Annotated in this window: 10 protein-coding genes; 3 read left to right on the forward strand and 7 right to left on the reverse strand. The window is 50.8% G+C overall.

Features of this window, described 5'->3' with window-relative positions:
- Positions 1-108 precede the first annotated feature (108 nt).
- From AC50YL_RS22740 to AC50YL_RS22750, 3 genes are all read left to right on the forward strand, one after another.
- A complete protein-coding gene (locus tag AC50YL_RS22740; RefSeq protein WP_494834928.1) occupies positions 109-1,029 on the forward strand; it encodes a LysR family transcriptional regulator in 921 nt (306 codons plus the stop codon).
- Between the two features lie 521 nt (positions 1,030-1,550).
- The gene (locus tag AC50YL_RS22745; protein ID WP_494834929.1) at positions 1,551-2,507 is read left to right on the forward strand and encodes a hypothetical protein; all 957 of its coding nucleotides are present in this window, start codon (positions 1,551-1,553) and stop codon (positions 2,505-2,507) included.
- 32 nt (positions 2,508-2,539) lie between these two features.
- Entirely contained in the window at positions 2,540-3,547 is a 1,008-nt protein-coding gene (locus AC50YL_RS22750) for an SLAC1 anion channel family protein (RefSeq protein ID WP_494834930.1), read from the forward strand.
- 155 nt (positions 3,548-3,702) lie between these two features.
- Here the strand turns inward: AC50YL_RS22750 and AC50YL_RS22755 are convergent, their stop codons facing one another.
- The 7 genes from AC50YL_RS22755 to AC50YL_RS22785 form a co-directional block, all read right to left on the reverse strand.
- The gene (locus AC50YL_RS22755; protein WP_494834931.1) at positions 3,703-4,815 is read right to left on the reverse strand and encodes a GerAB/ArcD/ProY family transporter; all 1,113 of its coding nucleotides are present in this window, start codon (positions 4,813-4,815) and stop codon (positions 3,703-3,705) included.
- Positions 4,812-5,990 (reverse strand): Ger(x)C family spore germination protein, encoded by a 1,179-nt coding sequence (locus AC50YL_RS22760; RefSeq protein WP_494834932.1) that lies wholly within the window; start codon positions 5,988-5,990, stop codon positions 4,812-4,814. Before AC50YL_RS22760 ends, AC50YL_RS22755 begins: the two co-directional genes overlap by 4 nt.
- A 35-nt stretch (positions 5,991-6,025) precedes the next feature.
- Positions 6,026-7,573: a spore germination protein gene (locus AC50YL_RS22765; RefSeq protein WP_494834933.1), complete on the reverse strand. Its 1,548-nt coding sequence runs from the start codon at positions 7,571-7,573 to the stop codon at positions 6,026-6,028.
- Between the two features lie 436 nt (positions 7,574-8,009).
- Positions 8,010-13,658, reverse strand: a complete 5,649-nt coding sequence (locus AC50YL_RS22770) for an S-layer homology domain-containing protein (RefSeq protein WP_494834934.1) — start codon at positions 13,656-13,658, stop codon at positions 8,010-8,012.
- A gap of 34 nt (positions 13,659-13,692) precedes the next feature.
- Entirely contained in the window at positions 13,693-14,577 is an 885-nt protein-coding gene (locus tag AC50YL_RS22775) for a carbohydrate ABC transporter permease (protein WP_494834935.1), read from the reverse strand.
- Positions 14,578-14,580: 3 nt separating this feature from the next.
- Positions 14,581-15,465: a carbohydrate ABC transporter permease gene (locus AC50YL_RS22780; protein ID WP_494834936.1), complete on the reverse strand. Its 885-nt coding sequence runs from the start codon at positions 15,463-15,465 to the stop codon at positions 14,581-14,583.
- 95 nt (positions 15,466-15,560) lie between these two features.
- Positions 15,561-16,919 carry an ABC transporter substrate-binding protein gene (locus tag AC50YL_RS22785; protein WP_494834937.1) on the reverse strand — a complete coding sequence of 453 codons (1,359 nt, stop codon included), beginning with the start codon at positions 16,917-16,919 and terminating at the stop codon, positions 15,561-15,563.
- Positions 16,920-17,016: the final 97 nt, after the last annotated feature.

The following is a 17,016-nucleotide window of genomic DNA, read 5'->3' on the forward strand; positions in this document are numbered from 1 at the left end:
CCATTCCAACAGCTGAAATTATGTTATCATGTAACGAGAGATTCGAGTTATGAAAAAAATCAATTATAGCCATTTCGATTTTCGATATCATTGGAGGTCATCATAGTTATGATGGAGGTAATGGAAGGACGATATTTTAAAACATTCATTGCAGTCATTGAAGAAAAGAGCTTTAGTAAGGCCGCAGAAAAACTAGGCTATGTTCAATCAACTGTAACCACCCATATTCAGCAGCTTGAACAAGGGTGTGGGCAAACACTATTTCATCGATTATCAAGAGGGGTAAGGCCATCAGAGGCTGGATTGAAGCTCGCGAAGTTCGCTTACCAATTTATTCATTTAGGGTTGTCCCTGGAGGAAGCGATGAATGAATTGAATCAACCGCAAGGAACCGTACATCTAAGTATGCATGAATCTTTTTTTGTAACACGCATGTCCCATACTTTGCAAGTATTCAATAATGACTTTCCGAAAGTGAAATTTAGAGTAGAACCGGGATTTGATCAGGACATTCTCGATCAAGTTTTGCAGCATGCTGTTGACTTTGGATTTCTTCCTCGTAATCCGCTTCGTAATGATATTGACTTTTATCCATTAATACAGGAAAAGTTAATTTTTATTGCATCGAATTTATTGGCTGAGAAGGTTGAATCTAATGGTCTACGTGTATTAAATGGTGAAACAGTGCTCAGTTTTGGTAACAATTGTTTATATCATACTCACACTCACCAAGTTTTACAGGAAGCTGGAATCGGTATCAGTAATGCAATCGAGATTCCAAGTATTGAAATGATAAAACAAGCTGTAAAATGTGATATTGGATTTGCATTAATTCCGGAAGTAGCGGTAAAAAAAGAAATTCAAACCGGCGAACTTAAAACATTACCTCTTGGTCCGGCGATGTATTCATCTCACGGACTTATTATCAATAAAGGAAGAGTTTTATCTGTACCAGCAGAGTTATTTAAGTCTCATGTACTAGATTTCTTTTCTAGTCGTATTGAAGGGGATATTACAAGCCGGGCATGATGCACCTGCATGTTCATAAATATATCGATTCTGCCGGAAGCGATGCTTCCGGCTTTAGTTTGCCCAATTTCGACTTTCCAATTGCCCCGGATATCTCATGATTCATTGACTCGAAAAGGAAAGGCTGGTCGAACCGCAGTGCCCGCTCTAAATTCACCCCCTCTCCGTCAAACACAACGCCGCAGCTTTCACTCGATTGACGCAAGTCTTTCTGGCTGCAACCCCGGGCGCGCACTGTTCCTGTGTCCGTCATTCCGCCCGCTTTTCAGCTATCGAATATCGAAATACCTGATATTGAATCTTATCATAACTAAAATATATACGCCTATGATAACATAACCTTCAACGTAAGCATGATCATAGGGCGTTCAGATTTTCTATCACCATTCATAGTTATATCCAAGAAAAAGGGGAGGAAAACTATGCAAGTTCAAAGATAGGATGGCAAGATGAAGATCCAAGATAACCAATAAACCCGTATCTAATCCGATCAATTTTGGTCACGAAAAGGAGAACTTGATATGTCGTGGAGCATGTTAAAATCCAAACGTTTTTTTTCAGCTTATTTGTTGGTCATTATTATGCTTGTTGGTAGTGTAGTACTAAAACAAAGGGATATTTTATTTCCAGAAATAGCCGGTATGGCAATGGGGATTGTTGTGTTTTCGGTAGAAAATTGGATTAAGAAGCCCTCTCATCTTTGGCTTTCATCAACCTTGGGTGCATTGTTAGGTACTGTTTTAAACGAGTTGTCCCTAACGCCTCTGATGAAAATGTGGCTTGCTCTTGTGATTGTGGTCATTCTCATGCATGTATTTCGAGTCAATTTTTCGCCGACAATCCCGGCTACAATACTGCCGATCTATTTAGACCTTCATAACTTTGTTTTCGTAATTTCCACAGGAATCTTTACGTTTGTGATTATGTTGGCCGCCTTCAAATTGAGAAATAAAGATAAGCGGTCTGAAAGAACGGGCAGTTTTCGAAAAAAAACGGATACGATTATCGTCACCATTATTTTAGCCCTTTGGATTGGACTGGCCTTAACAACAAAAGCAGAAGTTTTGTTAGTCCCGCCTCTGTTTGCCCTCATTTTCGAGATCTTTCATAATGGAAAATTCACTTGGAAATTGATTCCTGTCCGTATAGCAGTATTGACGATAACGGCAATCCTTTCAGTGGGAATTTATCACTTGTTGGCAGGTTCAATTATTTGGGTTGGCGTTATAAATGTCCTGCTTACAATCATTCTTTGTAATTTGTTTAAAACTTCTGTTCCTGTTGCATTTGGTGTTTCGTTGATGCCTCTTATTTCTTTGGCTTGGGCGAGTTGGTGGTTTCCAATTGGCGTTTTTGTAACAACAGGCGCTTTGATGTGTATCTCCGCAGCATACCATCAGTTCAAAAAAAGAAAAGAAGCGGTACAAATAAAGCAGAGTTTATCAACAGAGTACCCATCAACAATTACGGAGAATTGAAAACAGCTTCACCATATGAGCACGTCAAAATCATGATAGAAAGAGTGACGTATTTCATGCACGATATGGCTCCCATACAGAAACAAAAAGGAATCGGTTCAATTCAATTTTTACCCGTTAATCTGTTTGCAGTGGTTATGGGAATTTCCGGTCTGGCATTAGCTTGGCGCCAATCGAATATGTTATTCGGTAGTTCCCTTGTAATTGCTGATATCATTGGGATGTTTGCAGTCCTTATATTTGTCGTTTTAAGCATAAGTTATCTTTCAAAATGGGTTCGATACCCCCATAAAGTCAGAGACGAATTTATACATCCCATCACAGCAAATTCTTTCGGTACAATCACGATCGCTATTCTTTTGTTATCGTCCGTGCTTGGAATCTACAGTCAATTATTGGGGCAGGTTATTTGGATAATCGGAACTGTAGCGACGTTCATATTTAGTATTATTATTGTTACTCGCTTATTGAACGGAAATTACGATCTGAGTCACGCCGTTCCTGTCTGGCTGATTCCTGGGGTAGGGACCATTGATATTGCGGTAGCCGGCGGGACTATGCCGTTTGCTTGGGCTCATGAAATTAATCTGTTGGCCTTAGCGATTGGCGGTGTCGTTGCTTTGTTTTTCCTTACCTTGATCTTGTCGAGATTAGTTCATCATGCTCCACTGCATGTAGGATCAATGCCCTCCATGATTATCATGATCGCGCCTTTTGAGGTTGGCTTTCTGGGCTATACGAAATTCGAGCACCGCATTGATCAATTCGCTTCTATCCTGTTTTACTTTGGATTGTTCTTGTTCATTGTGTTGTATTTCAAAGTATTCAAAAAATCCATTCCGTTTGGCGTTGCCTGGTGGGGGATCAGTTTTCCTCTGTCTGCGCTCAGCAATGCCGCTCTACAATATGCAGCGTTCGTCCATTCCTGGCTGTTAATCGGCATTTCTGGCGTTATTTTTGTCTTTTTAAATATTGTTCTTTTGATTCTCTTCATTAGAACAATCAGGATACTCCTTAATGGATCCCTGCTTAACGAATAGGGCGGCGATCTGGTGGAACTCGACACTTGCCGGATTAATTATCATGCTTAAAACTGAAATCGAGTAACGGCCGTACGATCCGGACTTTATTGAGTATAAAGAGACTTATTTTAGGGTCGGCGCGTCTCTATCGCCCACCCTAGAATTGCATTTCATCATTTCCCAGGGTTCGGAATTCTGCGCCGTTTAACAATCGCCGCAATCCACAGCATAAGGGGAATGAGAACCAAATAAATTGGGAAGAACCACGGTATCCAAACCTCCTCAGAAAAGCGTTTGAGCGTGCTGATAATATTATGCGGAACGAGCGAACCTACAAAGCCAACCGCGATGATAACCCACACATTGCCTTTCCACTCTTTCCTTTGAAGCCATTTAGACAGGTTATAAGAAGTCAAAAAAACAAAGAAAGATAATTTAATGACCATGCAAAACATCCAGATTAGTACGCCAATCGGATCGACACGCTCGATAAAACCTCCGATCGCTATATGCCTTATCGCTGCATAAGCTGGATACCACATTTTGCTGGAAAGGTCGGGACCGAATATCAGCAGCACAAAAAGTAAGAACAAGGAGAGGAACAGCCAGGAAATCAGAATGCCGGATATAAATCCACGCCTCTTTTTCTTGGCGGAGTCTCCCATAAACGGCGGCAGCAAGAGTAACAGAACGGATTCGCATAGATAACTCATCATCCCGAGCGATCCCCTCATAATCTTCAATGCTCCTGTATCGGCGTAAATCGGCTGCAGGTTGTGAAAATTGACGTCCTTGATCAGCACGACGAGCAAAAGGATTACGAGTGCATATACAATTGGCCCGATAATCTCACTGCATCGGACAATGGCCTTAATTCCGCTTAATGCCAAGTACAAGCAGGGAAGGCAGATCAATGCGCTCACGACCCAATCCGGTGTATCCGAAAGCAGAGCAATCGTTACAAAATCGACGCTTTGCCTCAAAATTTGAGGAATCGTCAGCAGCAGCATCATGATGTAAACGAGTATGATTAGTTTGCCGCCCCATTTTCCCAGAAGGATTTGGCTGAATTCACCAAGCGTCTTGTCCGGGAAGAAATAGGCGAGGCTTAGAGCGACGAATGCAGGAAGAAGCGCCCCCGCTCCCGATAAGATAACCGAGATCCAGGCATCCTGCTTAGCCGATGTAATAATCTCGGTAAAGCTTGCCAGCACAGTCGTCCCGAAATTCATTGTAGCCAGCAGCCAGATTACCTGATTGGTCGTCATGGAGTAGTCGGGTTTCATGGAATGACCTGCCTTCGTTCGAGATGTACGGGGGTGCCTGTCAAACCGATTTTAGAAAGGACCACGTGTGCCTCCACCCTAACCTTGGCACGCGAGAAATAGGTGGCGTCCCAATTGTTCTTCATTCGCTTCCAAACGTAGGGATGTTCTCGATGAAGCTGTCTGCCGAAATGAAGCACATCCGAATGAAAATTTTCTTGGACCCGCTTGATCATTTTTTCGGCATCGCTCTTGATGCTCAGATTCAGCGTACGTTCCAGCTTCTCTAATTCGTCATTGGCACCGAGATTGACCTTGGAGTTATTCTCTCGAAGAAAGGCTTCGCCTGCCAGTGTAATGCGGAAGTCAGGCTGTCCATCGATGACTGTGCTTATAATGTGGCCTCGCAAATGTTGAATGTCCATGCTGGCGACTGCACCTCCTGACTTCACAGGAATGGTGTAGGCGAATTTGTCCTGCTGCTGATTCTGGATCCACATCCGCAGCTGCGACTCCTTCTCGTTCAAATAGCCGATTAATTGTACATTATTATTGAAAACGCCTTCGCCGACCCATTTGTACAACCGGTAATTTTCCGACTTGTCATCAGAAGTGAATGCCGGAATCGAAACGCAGCTGCCCTCTTCGCCAGCATCCTGCAGCAGCTCGAGGAGGGTTTTTAACCTGGGCCCGCCGATTGCCCAAAAAATTCTGCTGAACTCCTGCGCAGGTTCGCGTTCGAAGGGCTGATCTACGCTTAGAATATCCTTGGCGGTGCCATTTTTGACGATGAACATATCGGTTCGTACCCGAACGTTGGGATTGCGAGTATATTCGTCGATAACTTCACTCAGCCCGTTGCGAGCCAGCTTTTCGCCGATAAATATATTTTGCCTGTGGCCGGCGAACAGAAAGCGGGACGTTTTCCGCTGAATATCGTCCACGGATTCCAGAACATCTCTACCCTGCCCACTGATGGTTACAAAGGAATGTGATCCTTGCCCGCCTCCTGCTTGGTCCAAACTAATCTGAGACGGAATCGCAATTTGTGCCGACCCGATATAGGTTCCATTCTGGTCCAAATCCATTCCCCAACCCATAATAAGGCCGACTTCCGTCAGTTCATGCTTGCTCCAGCAGCCCGCAAGCGGAAACATGACTAAGCATGTCAGCAAAATCGTTAATGATCGAATCATAAGGCCGCTCCTTAATCGATCAGTTCGTACGCGGCTCATTTCTTGGACTGGCGATAGCGCCAAATTCTCCGTCCTGCGATGGAAGAAGGCAACTCGCGCAGGAAACGCCGCGGAACACGGACGACGACATCATTCATATTTTGCATGCTTGCCGGCGCGACCGGACTGAGGTATGGGACGCCAAAGGACTCCAAATTGACCAAATGAATGAGAATGATCATTAAGCCAATGGAAAGACCGAGGAGGCCAAACATGCCGGATACTAACAACAGCGGGAAGCGCAGAATTCGAAACGCGATGCCAAAGCTGTAACGCGGAATCGCAAATGAGGCGATTCCGGTAAGCGATACGACGATGACCATCGGAGCGGAAATGATGCCCGCTTGAACAGCAGCTTGTCCAATAACAAGTGCTCCGACGATGCTGATGGCGGAACCGACTTGTTTCGGAAGTCGTACGCCTGCTTCTCGCAGCACTTCAAATAGAAACTCCATGAGCAATGCCTCTATTAACGCTGGAAAAGGGCTGGGTTCGACTGCCGATGCGAAGCTAAGAAGCAGATCCGTCGGCATCATTTGCGGATGAAAGGTCGTAATCGCCACGTAGATGGACGGTAGGGTCAAGGAAAGCAGTAACAGTACAAAACGCAGAATGCGTATTAAGGTCGAATAGATGAAACGCTCGTAATAATCCTCTGCCGCCTGCAATCCGCCCCAGAATACAAAAGGAACGATCAGCGCAAAGGGTGTGCCGTCGACCAGTATGCCGACCTTCGCTTCGAGCAAATTAGCAACGAATATGTCGGGGCGTTCCGTATTCTGCACTTGAGGAAAAGGAGACCACCCTGAATCCTCCAGCCATTCTTCAAGATAGCCGCTCTCCAGAACGCTATCCAGCTTCACGGCGGTTAATCGGCGTTTAACGTCATCAAGCACCTTGGGATTTACAATTCCGGACAGATAAACAATTTCGACTTGCGTTTTGGTGATATCGCCAATCGTGATGGATTCCATTTTCAGCCGTTCGCTTTTGACTTTTCGTCTGATCATGCTCATATTGGTTTGAATGTTCTCGATAAATCCTTCTCTTGCGCCCCGCAGAGTCAATTCAGAAGTAGGTTCCGCGATCGTTCGATCATGAAGATAACCTGTCTCGATTAGGAGCGCCTGCGCGGTGCCCTCGAACAAAATGGCGGTACGGCCGGATAAAATCCCATTTACTATCTCTTCGTATGTATCTGCAGTAACGATTGAAAGGGAATGAAGTACCCGATATCTCATAAAAGCCACCATGTCAAGGCGGTCGTTCTCCGCAAGCGCATCCAAGGCGAACATCGGTTTCATTACAGCTTGCTCCAGATATTCATGATTGATCAGTCCAGGCAAACTTATGATCAAAGCCTCGCATGTCTTGGCAATTTGAAAACGATGGAAATTACAGTCCCCACATTTATCAAATATGGTCCGAAGCTTCGGCTCGCTGTCGGAGAGCACTGCGCTGAGCGGCCCGTTATAATCGAATTCAGGCTTCAAGCCGACGGCAGCTTGCGGATTGTTCATTTTCTGACGTGATCTGCTCGCCATCGCGCCCCCTCCTTATTCTTCATAAGTTCCCTTACTTAGGAAAAAAATATGCGCCAGGCACATATTGAAGGTGCAGCGTTACCGAAAGACCCGCGGGCAGCCGATAGCGATTCGAATAGAGGACGCACAGTCCCCTCCCCCGTGTGGAGCCGGTGACCTCCACCCATCCCTTCACGGTGAATCGACGCCGGCGCCGATTTCGCGATCGTTTGATCGATAACGAACCATCGTCGGGCGTCCCGTCCGCTAATCATGTTCGTCGTGGAAGAATTGCATAATTCAGACGTCACGATTCACGTCTGCGATATGGTAATAATTCCCATCGCCTTTTCTTCAAATCGCTCAGGAAAATAAAAAAAGAAACCCAACGCTTTAAAAAACCGCTGGGCTTCTCTTCCATCTGAGCGCCATACCAACAGCGCCTTTTAATCCTTCTTCATTGCAGCAGTCTATCGAGCAGTCGAGCCAGGCCAACAGCCGCTTCCGCACGGGTACCTTCCTTATCCGGAGCGAAGCTGCCGTTGCCGGTACCGTTCATCAGTCCGGAGGCAAAAGCTTTGTTAACCGCCTCCAGCGCCCAGTCGGAAATCGCGGCGTTGTCGTTATAGCGGTGTTCGCCGGCTGCGCCAACTTTCCCAAGCTTCAACTCGTACGCCCTGATGATCAGAGCCGCCATCTCTTCCCGGCTGATCTTGTCGTCAGGCGCAAACGTATTCGCGCCGCGTCCATGAATCAAGCCGGCCTTCGCTGCTGCGGCAACCGCCCCCGCATAATAAGCATCGGCCTGCACATCCGTAAATGGCTGATCATCCGCCGTCGGAAGCTCCAGCGCCTTCGCCAAAATGACAGCGAATTCTCCTCGCGTAATCGCCCGGTTCGGCGTAAAATGTTCCGCATCCGTACCGTTAATAAGCTGCCGGGCTGCAAGCTGCTGAATGGCATCGCTTGCCCACGAGCCGGCTGGAACATCGGCAAAATGCTTCTCTCTGGTCAGCACCGCATAGCTGCCGAGCTGCGTAATGAACGTCCGGATGACCGTTCCTTCCTTATCCGTGCGGCCGCCGCCGTACGTCCATTCACCATCCGTGCCGCCCAAATAAATGCCGGCAAGTTTCGGATTCAGATCCTTGTTTACCGGGAGCTGCAGAAGTACAGGGTATGCCCACTTCGTCAGAGGCTGTTTGCTGCCGGCTGCCGTCCATACGCCAACCTGGATATTGTAAACCGTTCCAGCTGTCTTCCACTCCTCGTTTGTTGTCGAGGGAGTTTGTGCGGGATCGCTTGCAGACAAGGAGATATACAGGTTTCCTCCCGATCCCTGCCCGCTTGCGGCGAACAATTGAGAAGCGGCGCTCAGTGCATCTGCCCCTACCGTAAGAACAGCCTCGCCAATCTTCATCTGCAGGCCGTTTTTACCCAACAGCTCTCCCGCTTGAAGCGGCAGCTTCAACGTGGTTACGCCAGCCGGAGCGTTCAACTGAACCGGACCTTGCCCCGCAGGCTTGAGCTGGTCGGCCGTCACTTCCCAAACCGTCTTATCTTGAGGCGTACCTGGACTTGTCGGCCCGCTTGGACCGGTCGGGTCTGTCGGATCCGCAGGATCAGTAGGATCGGTATCTCCCTGATAGAGACCAATGGAGTCAAAATACAGGATACCGCTGCCGAGCGCACCGTCCCCTTGATTCACGTACAGCGAGAATTCCGAGATCGCGTTCAGATCCAGCGTGCCGTTGCCTGCCGTATTCCATGGCGCATGCACAAATTGGTCAAACGGCATCTTCAGCACTTCTGCCTCTGTGCCGGACAGCGTCACGTAATACTCCCAAGTCTCGCCATCCGACTCCTTGAACTGTACGACCAGCTTGCGGCCGGAACCGTCCGGCGTATACCAGAACCGGATGCCGTCCTCCCCGCTCCAATCGGATCGGCCCAGCAGCTTAGTAGCTCCCGCAAAGTTGGTTGCCGTATCCGGATACGCGTATTCATACTTCAAGCCAAAACGTCCGCTTTCCTTATGCTCGGCATCCGGCGTCATCGTCAGGCTGCCGCCCCAAGGATTGCGAGCGTACGCCTGCAAGGCAACTAACTCCCGGCCGTCATAATAATCGAAGTTGTCGATCACCGGAATGGTCGTCAGCCCAACGTCATCCAGGCTAACCGAATACGATCCGGCGGAGCCGCCGCCTTTATTCACGTAAATCGAGTATTCCGATACGCTTGATACGTCCATGACGCCATCCCCCGCAGACCATGGGGTACGGGTTAATCCGGCAAGCGGAACGGTCACGAGCCGTTCATCCGTACCTGCCATGCTTACCTGCGCTTCCCAAATATCGCCGTCGGTCTCTTTGAATTGGAAGGTCAATCCATGGTTTGCGCCGTCAGGAAGCATCCAAAATTGAACGGCATTGCCGCCTTCCGACCAATTCATGGCGCCAAGCGCTTTGTTTACGCCCGCATAGCCGACGGCATCGGTTAGGGTATAGTCCAGCTTCAAGGCATAGCTTCCGTCCTTCTTCCACGCCGAATCCAGGGAAGCCGCAATCATATCGCCGCTGGTATTGCGCGCATAAGCCGCCGCGGCAAGCGAGGAGCTGCCTTGATAATATTCAAACGTATCGATATCCTTCAGCTTCGCGGCCTTGATATCGTCCAGATAAATCGCGCCTGTACCGGCTTCTCCCGCTCCGCGGTCCACATAAACGGAGAATTCCGCAATAGATCCGATATCGAGCTTCCCGTTATCCTTGCCGCTCCAGCTTGGCATCGCGAACAAATGGAAAGGAACGCCGACGGTCTGCGCGGCCGAACCGGAAGTGGCGATCTTGGCCTCCCAATACTCGCCGCTTGTTTCCTTCACTTGCACCGTCAGGCCTCTTTTCTGGCCGTCCGGCTCCAGCCATAGCTGAATACCGTTGTTGCCGGTCCAATCGATGCCGCCAAGCGGCTTCGTCACGCCGCCGAATCCTTTGCTCGTCAGATCGTAGGCCAGTTTCATCCCTTGTTCGCCTTCGCTCTTATGCTCGGCATCCAGGGACAACGTAATCGGACCGCCGTCCGAATTGACCGCATAACCCGCAGCCAGCTTCGCATTATCGCCGCCGTAGCCTTCGAACGTATCGATGGTCGGCGAACGATAAAGCTTAATATCATCCACGACTAAAGTCGTATCGCCGGCCGGACCGTCAAAATACAGGCCAAACGAAGCAGCGCCGCTAAGATCGACCGTTCCGTTGCCCTGTCCGGCATGGCTGCTCTTCCACCAGTCCGGAATATAGAAATTGCGGAATGGCAGCTGTACCAGCACCGGCTCATTGCCGCTTATGCGGGTATCCGCCTTCCACACTTCATTTTGCGAAGCCATACCTTCGGTCAGCTGCAGCGTGAGTCCAATTTCCTTGCCCCCCGGGTTTACCCACAGCTGAATGCCGCTATTACCGGACCAGTCGGCGCCGGCCAAATCCTTCTCCATGCCGCCCCAGCCTTTGCTGAAATCGGTAACCAGCTTCATGGCATAGGTTCCGTTCACCTTACCTGCCGTATCCAGCGTCAAGGTCACCGGAGAGCCATCCGGATTCGCTTGGTAAGCCGTGCGCAGCGCGTTGTTCGAGCCCGTATAGCCTTCGAAATCATCAATAACCGCCGATTTTACGACTTCTGACGGCGGATCCAGCTTGGCGCCGCCTACGCCGATCTGCAGGCTGCCGACTTGCGGATTCCAGCGCTGGTCCCCATGGCTTTCCGGCACGACCGGAAATTCGAACTTCACGTACCGCGTACCTGCCGGCAGCTGATAGGCAATGTAGTCCGTTTTGGCCCAGTAGCCCTCGCCTAGCTTGCTCGTCTTCACCGCCTTCGTGAATTCGGTATAGTCGGTGCCGTTTGCCGACGTGTAGAACTTGAAGTCCGGCAGGACGTAATCGGCCGGGTTCTGCCTGGCGTACTCGTAGAACTTGAAGTAGTTCATATCGCCGTCCGCCTTGTACGTAAACCATTCGTGTTCATTGGACGTACGGGACAGCCGCTTCGCGTCGCCGCCGAAATATTCCGGCGTATCCGACGAGAAACCGAGATTAGCCGAATGCGAATCCATCTTGAGGAAGTTGTTCAAGTCATCGGACAGTATCCCGTCCGTAATGCCGCCCTGCTGCACGGAATCCGGGAACGTAAGCGCCGAGCCGTCATGCTCGTATTCAATAACGACCTTGCCCAGCTGCCCCGCGGCGGATGCAGCCGGGTAGTCGATCTTCAGCACCTTCACGCTGTCCGCAAGCCCGCCGGTCGTGTACACCCGCCGTATCCACGAGCTGCCCGACTCGGACGCTTCCGCATCGACCGGCTCGAACGCCGAGCCATCTGCCGAAGCAGACAGGCGAAAGTTTTGATCGCTGCTGCCCGAAGCGACATAGCCTTCAACCTTCACGGACAGTACCTTCACCGGCGTACCGTCTTCATGAAGCGGGATCGCATATTGCACGTTTTGCCGATTGTCGCTTGCCAACGCTTTGATCCGGGATACATCCCCGCCGAAAGCGCCCGGATCGCGGCTTTCAATCTCCAGATCCGAAGTATGGCTGTACAGCTTGCCGAAGTTGCGCATTTCATCCTGAATGACATGCTTCGCTGCAACGGGTCCAACAATTGCCGACGGTACGGATTCGCCGGCGCTATTCTTAGCCGTTGCCCGGTAGTAATAGGACTGGCCCGTCACTGCCGTCGTATCGTCTAACAACTGGGACTCCGTGGGTACCGCGTCATACACGTTCTCCCCAACGACCGTCCAGCCGCCGTCCGGCTGGTCCGAACGTTCGACCCGGTAAGCGGAAGCGCCAACCGAGCCCAGCCAGCTGATCGTGGATACGGAATCAACCGGCAGCATAACGGGCGCTTCCGGCTTCTGCAACGCCGGCGGTTCGCCGATGCCGCGGATCTCGAACGCTTTGTCCCGCAGCGTATTGAGCATATTGGTCTCGTCGAAGCCATCGCCCGAAGGGAAGCCCGGCCAGCGGTACGCCCCGTAGAAAACGCCGTTAAACGTCGATTCGGTGTGCGGGTAGAAGCCGCCGTCCCGGCTATGGTAACGGAGGCTCCAGATCATCGCGCCGGTGGTGCCGTTTTCGATCGCGTTATCGAGAAACGCGCCAAGTTCGTTCGTTGGCTTGAAGCCGAATTCTCCCACGATGAACGGTTTTTTGCCCGCTGCCTTATTCTTGTCGATGTTTACTTGGGAGGCGTAGCTCGGATAATGATCCGGATAGTAGTGGTTGGAGACGATATCGATCGCGTCATCCGTCAGGGAAGCGTCGTCGATGCCGTATTTGCCGTCCAGCACGAGATGGTGGCCGTCGAGGCTTTTGATGTACGCCGCGATATCATGCGTCCAGGTCGAAGACTGCGGTACCAGCTCGTTGCCCGTCTCCCACGCGAGAATCGTCGGATCATCCTTGTAGGCAACGCCGGTGAACGTATTCACCCGGTTCAGCGTATACGCGATCACCGACTTAAAGTCCGCGATCAGCTGCGGATCGGTCCAGAACGCATCCTTGCTTTTGCCGCGGAAAGCCGCATATTCGGCAATCCCGCCCTGCCATTGATATTGGTCCACGAACGGGAGAATGAGGCGAATGCCGTACGCTCCGGCCAGTTGAATCATCTTATCGTAGGCCACGAACGCCTCTTCGTTAAAAATCAATTTGTCGTCGGAGCCTACGCCCATTATGTGGCGCACCATGTCGGCGGGGTCATCCGCCTTGCGCACGGACAGCACGTACGGCCGGGTCACCGTACCGCCCATTTGGACAAGCGTCTTATACGCATCCTCCTGCTCCCATGCGGTTGGCGTCCGCCAATAAATATCCTCTACCATCGACAGGGTCGGCACGTTAGCCGAGATAAACCGGAACTCCCGATCGCCGTCCATCAGCTGATCGCCGCTGCGCGTAATGAATGGGGACGCGGATTCCGTAACGATCGGCTCGCCGGGTTCCTCCGCATACACGCTCGAGCCTTGTATCCCGGGCATAATGACGGAAGCCGCTACGAGCATCGCGAGACCAAGCGACAGCATCTTCTTGCGTATCAACATACGTCCACTCCTTTAAAGGTAACTGAGGCTTTCGTTATTTGACCGAACCGCTGACGATCCCGGAGAAGATGAAACGCTGCATGAAGAGATAGAGGATCGTCGTCGGAATAAGAATAATAAGCAGCGCCGCGCACACCACGTTCCACTGCGCGCTGTTGACGCCCACGAAGTTCATCAGGCCCGTCGAGACGACCCGCAGCTTCTGCGATGGCATGTACAGATACGGAATATACATGTCGTTGTAGATCGAGATGCTCTTCAGAATAATCGCCGTTGCCGTCGCCGGCGCGAGCAAGGGGAAAATAATCGAGCGGTAGATACGGAAGAGCGACGCGCCTTCGATCATGGCATTTTCGTCGAGATCGTAGGGAATGTGGCGGATAAACTGCAGATACAGGTAAATCTGAACCACATCCGTCCCGATGTACAGCAGCACTGGGCCGTACAGGGAGTTGAACAGGCCAAGCTCTTTGATAATGCCGAAGACTGCCACCTGCGTCGTGACGGACGGAATCAGCGTGGCCGCCACATAGGCGCCGAGAATCCAGGATTTCAGCTTAAAATTAAACCGACCAAGCGCGAATGCCACCATCGTCCCCATCAGCACGTTGCCCGCAACCGACAGCACGAGAATCTTGCCCGTATTCAGAAAAGCGTTCAGCATATCCCCGCGGCGGAACACCGTGGAGAAGTTATCGAAGTGAAGGAACGAATTCGGAACATCAAAAACGGCGGATGCGGCGTACTCCTCATTGCCTTTGAACGCATTCAACAGGACGACATACGGCGGGAACAAAATAACGAATACGGCTGCCAGCAGCACGGCGTATTTCAGGACGGCGGCTAGTTTGCGGGAGAAGGAGACTATGACCGGGCGCGTGGTTACGCGGTTAGTACGGTTTTTCAATGGCGCTTCCATGACCTAGTCCTCCCCTCGCAAGATCAGCTTCCGCTGTACAAAAATAACCAGCACGACGATAAACAGCAGCACCATCCCCATGGCCGAAGCAAGCCCGTAATTGCTGAAGTTAAAGGCCGTCTCCACGGTCTGGGTAACAAAGGTCTGGCTTGAACCCGACGGTCCTCCCTTCGTCATCACGAACGGCAGATCAAATACTTCAAGCGCGCCGCTGACCGTAAGGAGCATGCTGAGCTCCACGATTTTGATCATGCTCGGCCAGGTAATGCAGAAGAAAGATTTGAAAGGTCCTGCCCCGTCGATTTTGGCCGCCTCATACAGGTCGCCGGGAATCGATTGTAAAGCCCCTAAATAAATCACCATATTGAAACCCATAAACTTCCACGCCGAGATAAAGGCAAGCGAGTAGTTGACGATAGCGGCATCTCCCAGCCAGCTTTTGATCCAGGATTCCAGCCCGACGGAAGTCAGCAGCGCATTCAGCGAGCCGTTCTGGGCGTCGTAGACATAAGTGAACATATACGCGACCGCCACGCTGTTCATAATGTAAGGCAGGAAGAGCAGCACCCGGAACGCGTTGCGCCCTCTTAAACGGGAATTGAGCAGCACGGCGAAGAACAGGGCTGCAATGTTTTGAACGATTCCCCCCATGAAATAGACGAAGTTATGGGAGAGGACCTTGAACATATCCGCGTTCGTAAAGATCTCCTTATAGTTGCTGAAGCCTATCCAAGCCTTCTCCGGACTGTAGCCATCCCATGAGGTAAAGCTCAGCCATGCCAGATAAAGCGCCGGATAGAAGGAAAATACCGTAAGCAGCAGCAGCGGAAGCGTAAGGAAGGCGATCAATATGACATAGCGCTGTATTTTGTAACTCATTGCAAACATCGGCAGCCCTTCTTTACGTCTTGATAAGGAGGAAGAGAAAACGTTATCGATTCCGCCGATAAGCATCTTCTCTTCCCGTTCGTTTGCTATTCGCCTTATTTGCCTAGGGATGCCTTCGCATCTTTCCACTTCTTGTTGTAGGACTCGAACACGGCCTTCATGTCTTTGCCCGTAATCGCGTCTTGGGCGAAGGCGCTAGTGTCGAACTGCATTTTGTTCGCAATGGCCAGGTAATCGTCGTTCTCGGCGGACATTTCGATCACCTTCGGATTCGTCGCCATGAATTCGTTCAACTGGGCGAGCTTAGGCTTCTTGTCTTTCAGAACGGGGATGAAACCCGCGTAATCGTCATAGCCGGATTCTTCGATCAGGAATTTGAGGAAAGCTTTCGCCGTCTCCGGATTTTCGCTGTTCTTGTCAATGCCATAGTAGTAATCGGAGGCAAGCAGGACCTTCGCTTCCCCGCTGTTATCCAGCGGCAGCGGGAAGAAGCCTACGTCCTCGGCTGCCGCGCCGTTATCCACGACTTGCGGGACAACCCAGTTGCCGAGCAGGAACATCGCGATTTTGCCGGAAGCGACATCCTTCTTGGAGCCTTCCCAGTTCGTTGACATCAGGTCCTTCTCGACATAACCGCCGTCCACCATTTTCTTCAGGATGGAGAATGCCTGCCAGTGAGGACCGTCAACCGCGAACGGCTCATCCTGCGTCGCCATCGTGTTATGCAGGGTCGGGTCATTGGCGAAAATAAACGCCTCCTGGTCCCAGCCGTACAGCGGCCATTTGTCCTTGAAGTTTGTCGCGAGCGGAATGATGCCCGCCGTTTTCAGCTTTTCCGCATCCGCATAAAACGCGTCGAGCGTCTTTGGCGCCTCGGTGATGCCGGCTTGCGCAAAAGCTTTTTTGTTATAGGTTACGCCCATCGCGGCGCTGCCGGAGGAGATCCCGTACAGCTTGCCGTCCTGGCTGCGGTTGTCTTTGAAGTAGATACGGTCGTTTAGGCCCAGATCATCAAGAGGCAGGTAGAAGGTCGGAAGGTCCGAGTTCTTCACCGTACCCGGAATAAGGCTGATGTCGGCAAGTTCGTTGGAAGCCATGCGGATTTTGGTCGTTTGGTCATAATCCTTGATCGCTTCGATTTCAACCGTTGCGTCGGGGTATTTCTCGTGGAATTTGGCCGCGTAGTTCTTGAGCTCCGTGTCGACCAGGTCCGTCCGGTTCGTCGTAAATACGACTTTGCCGGCAATCTTAGGTGCAGCCGGCTCTTCGCTTGCCGCCGCGTTTGTTGATGCCGCGTTATCAGCCGCGGCTGTTGCAGCGGTATTATCCGGCGCATTATTGCTGGTTGCTGCCGTCCCTTCGTTGTTACCGTCGTTACTTGAGCCGCATCCTGCTGCCATTGTCATTGCTAAGCCTAACACGGCCATGGCGGTAATGAACTGCTTCTTCTTCAAACCCGACTCCCCCTCGAATATGTGGTGAATGCGCTTACTTACAAAACCGATTATAGAGAAAGCGCCTTCGCAAGTTAATGTCGCGGTTTTTTGTTTA

The sequence above is a fragment of the Paenibacillus sp. J22P277 genome (assembly GCF_059383675.1).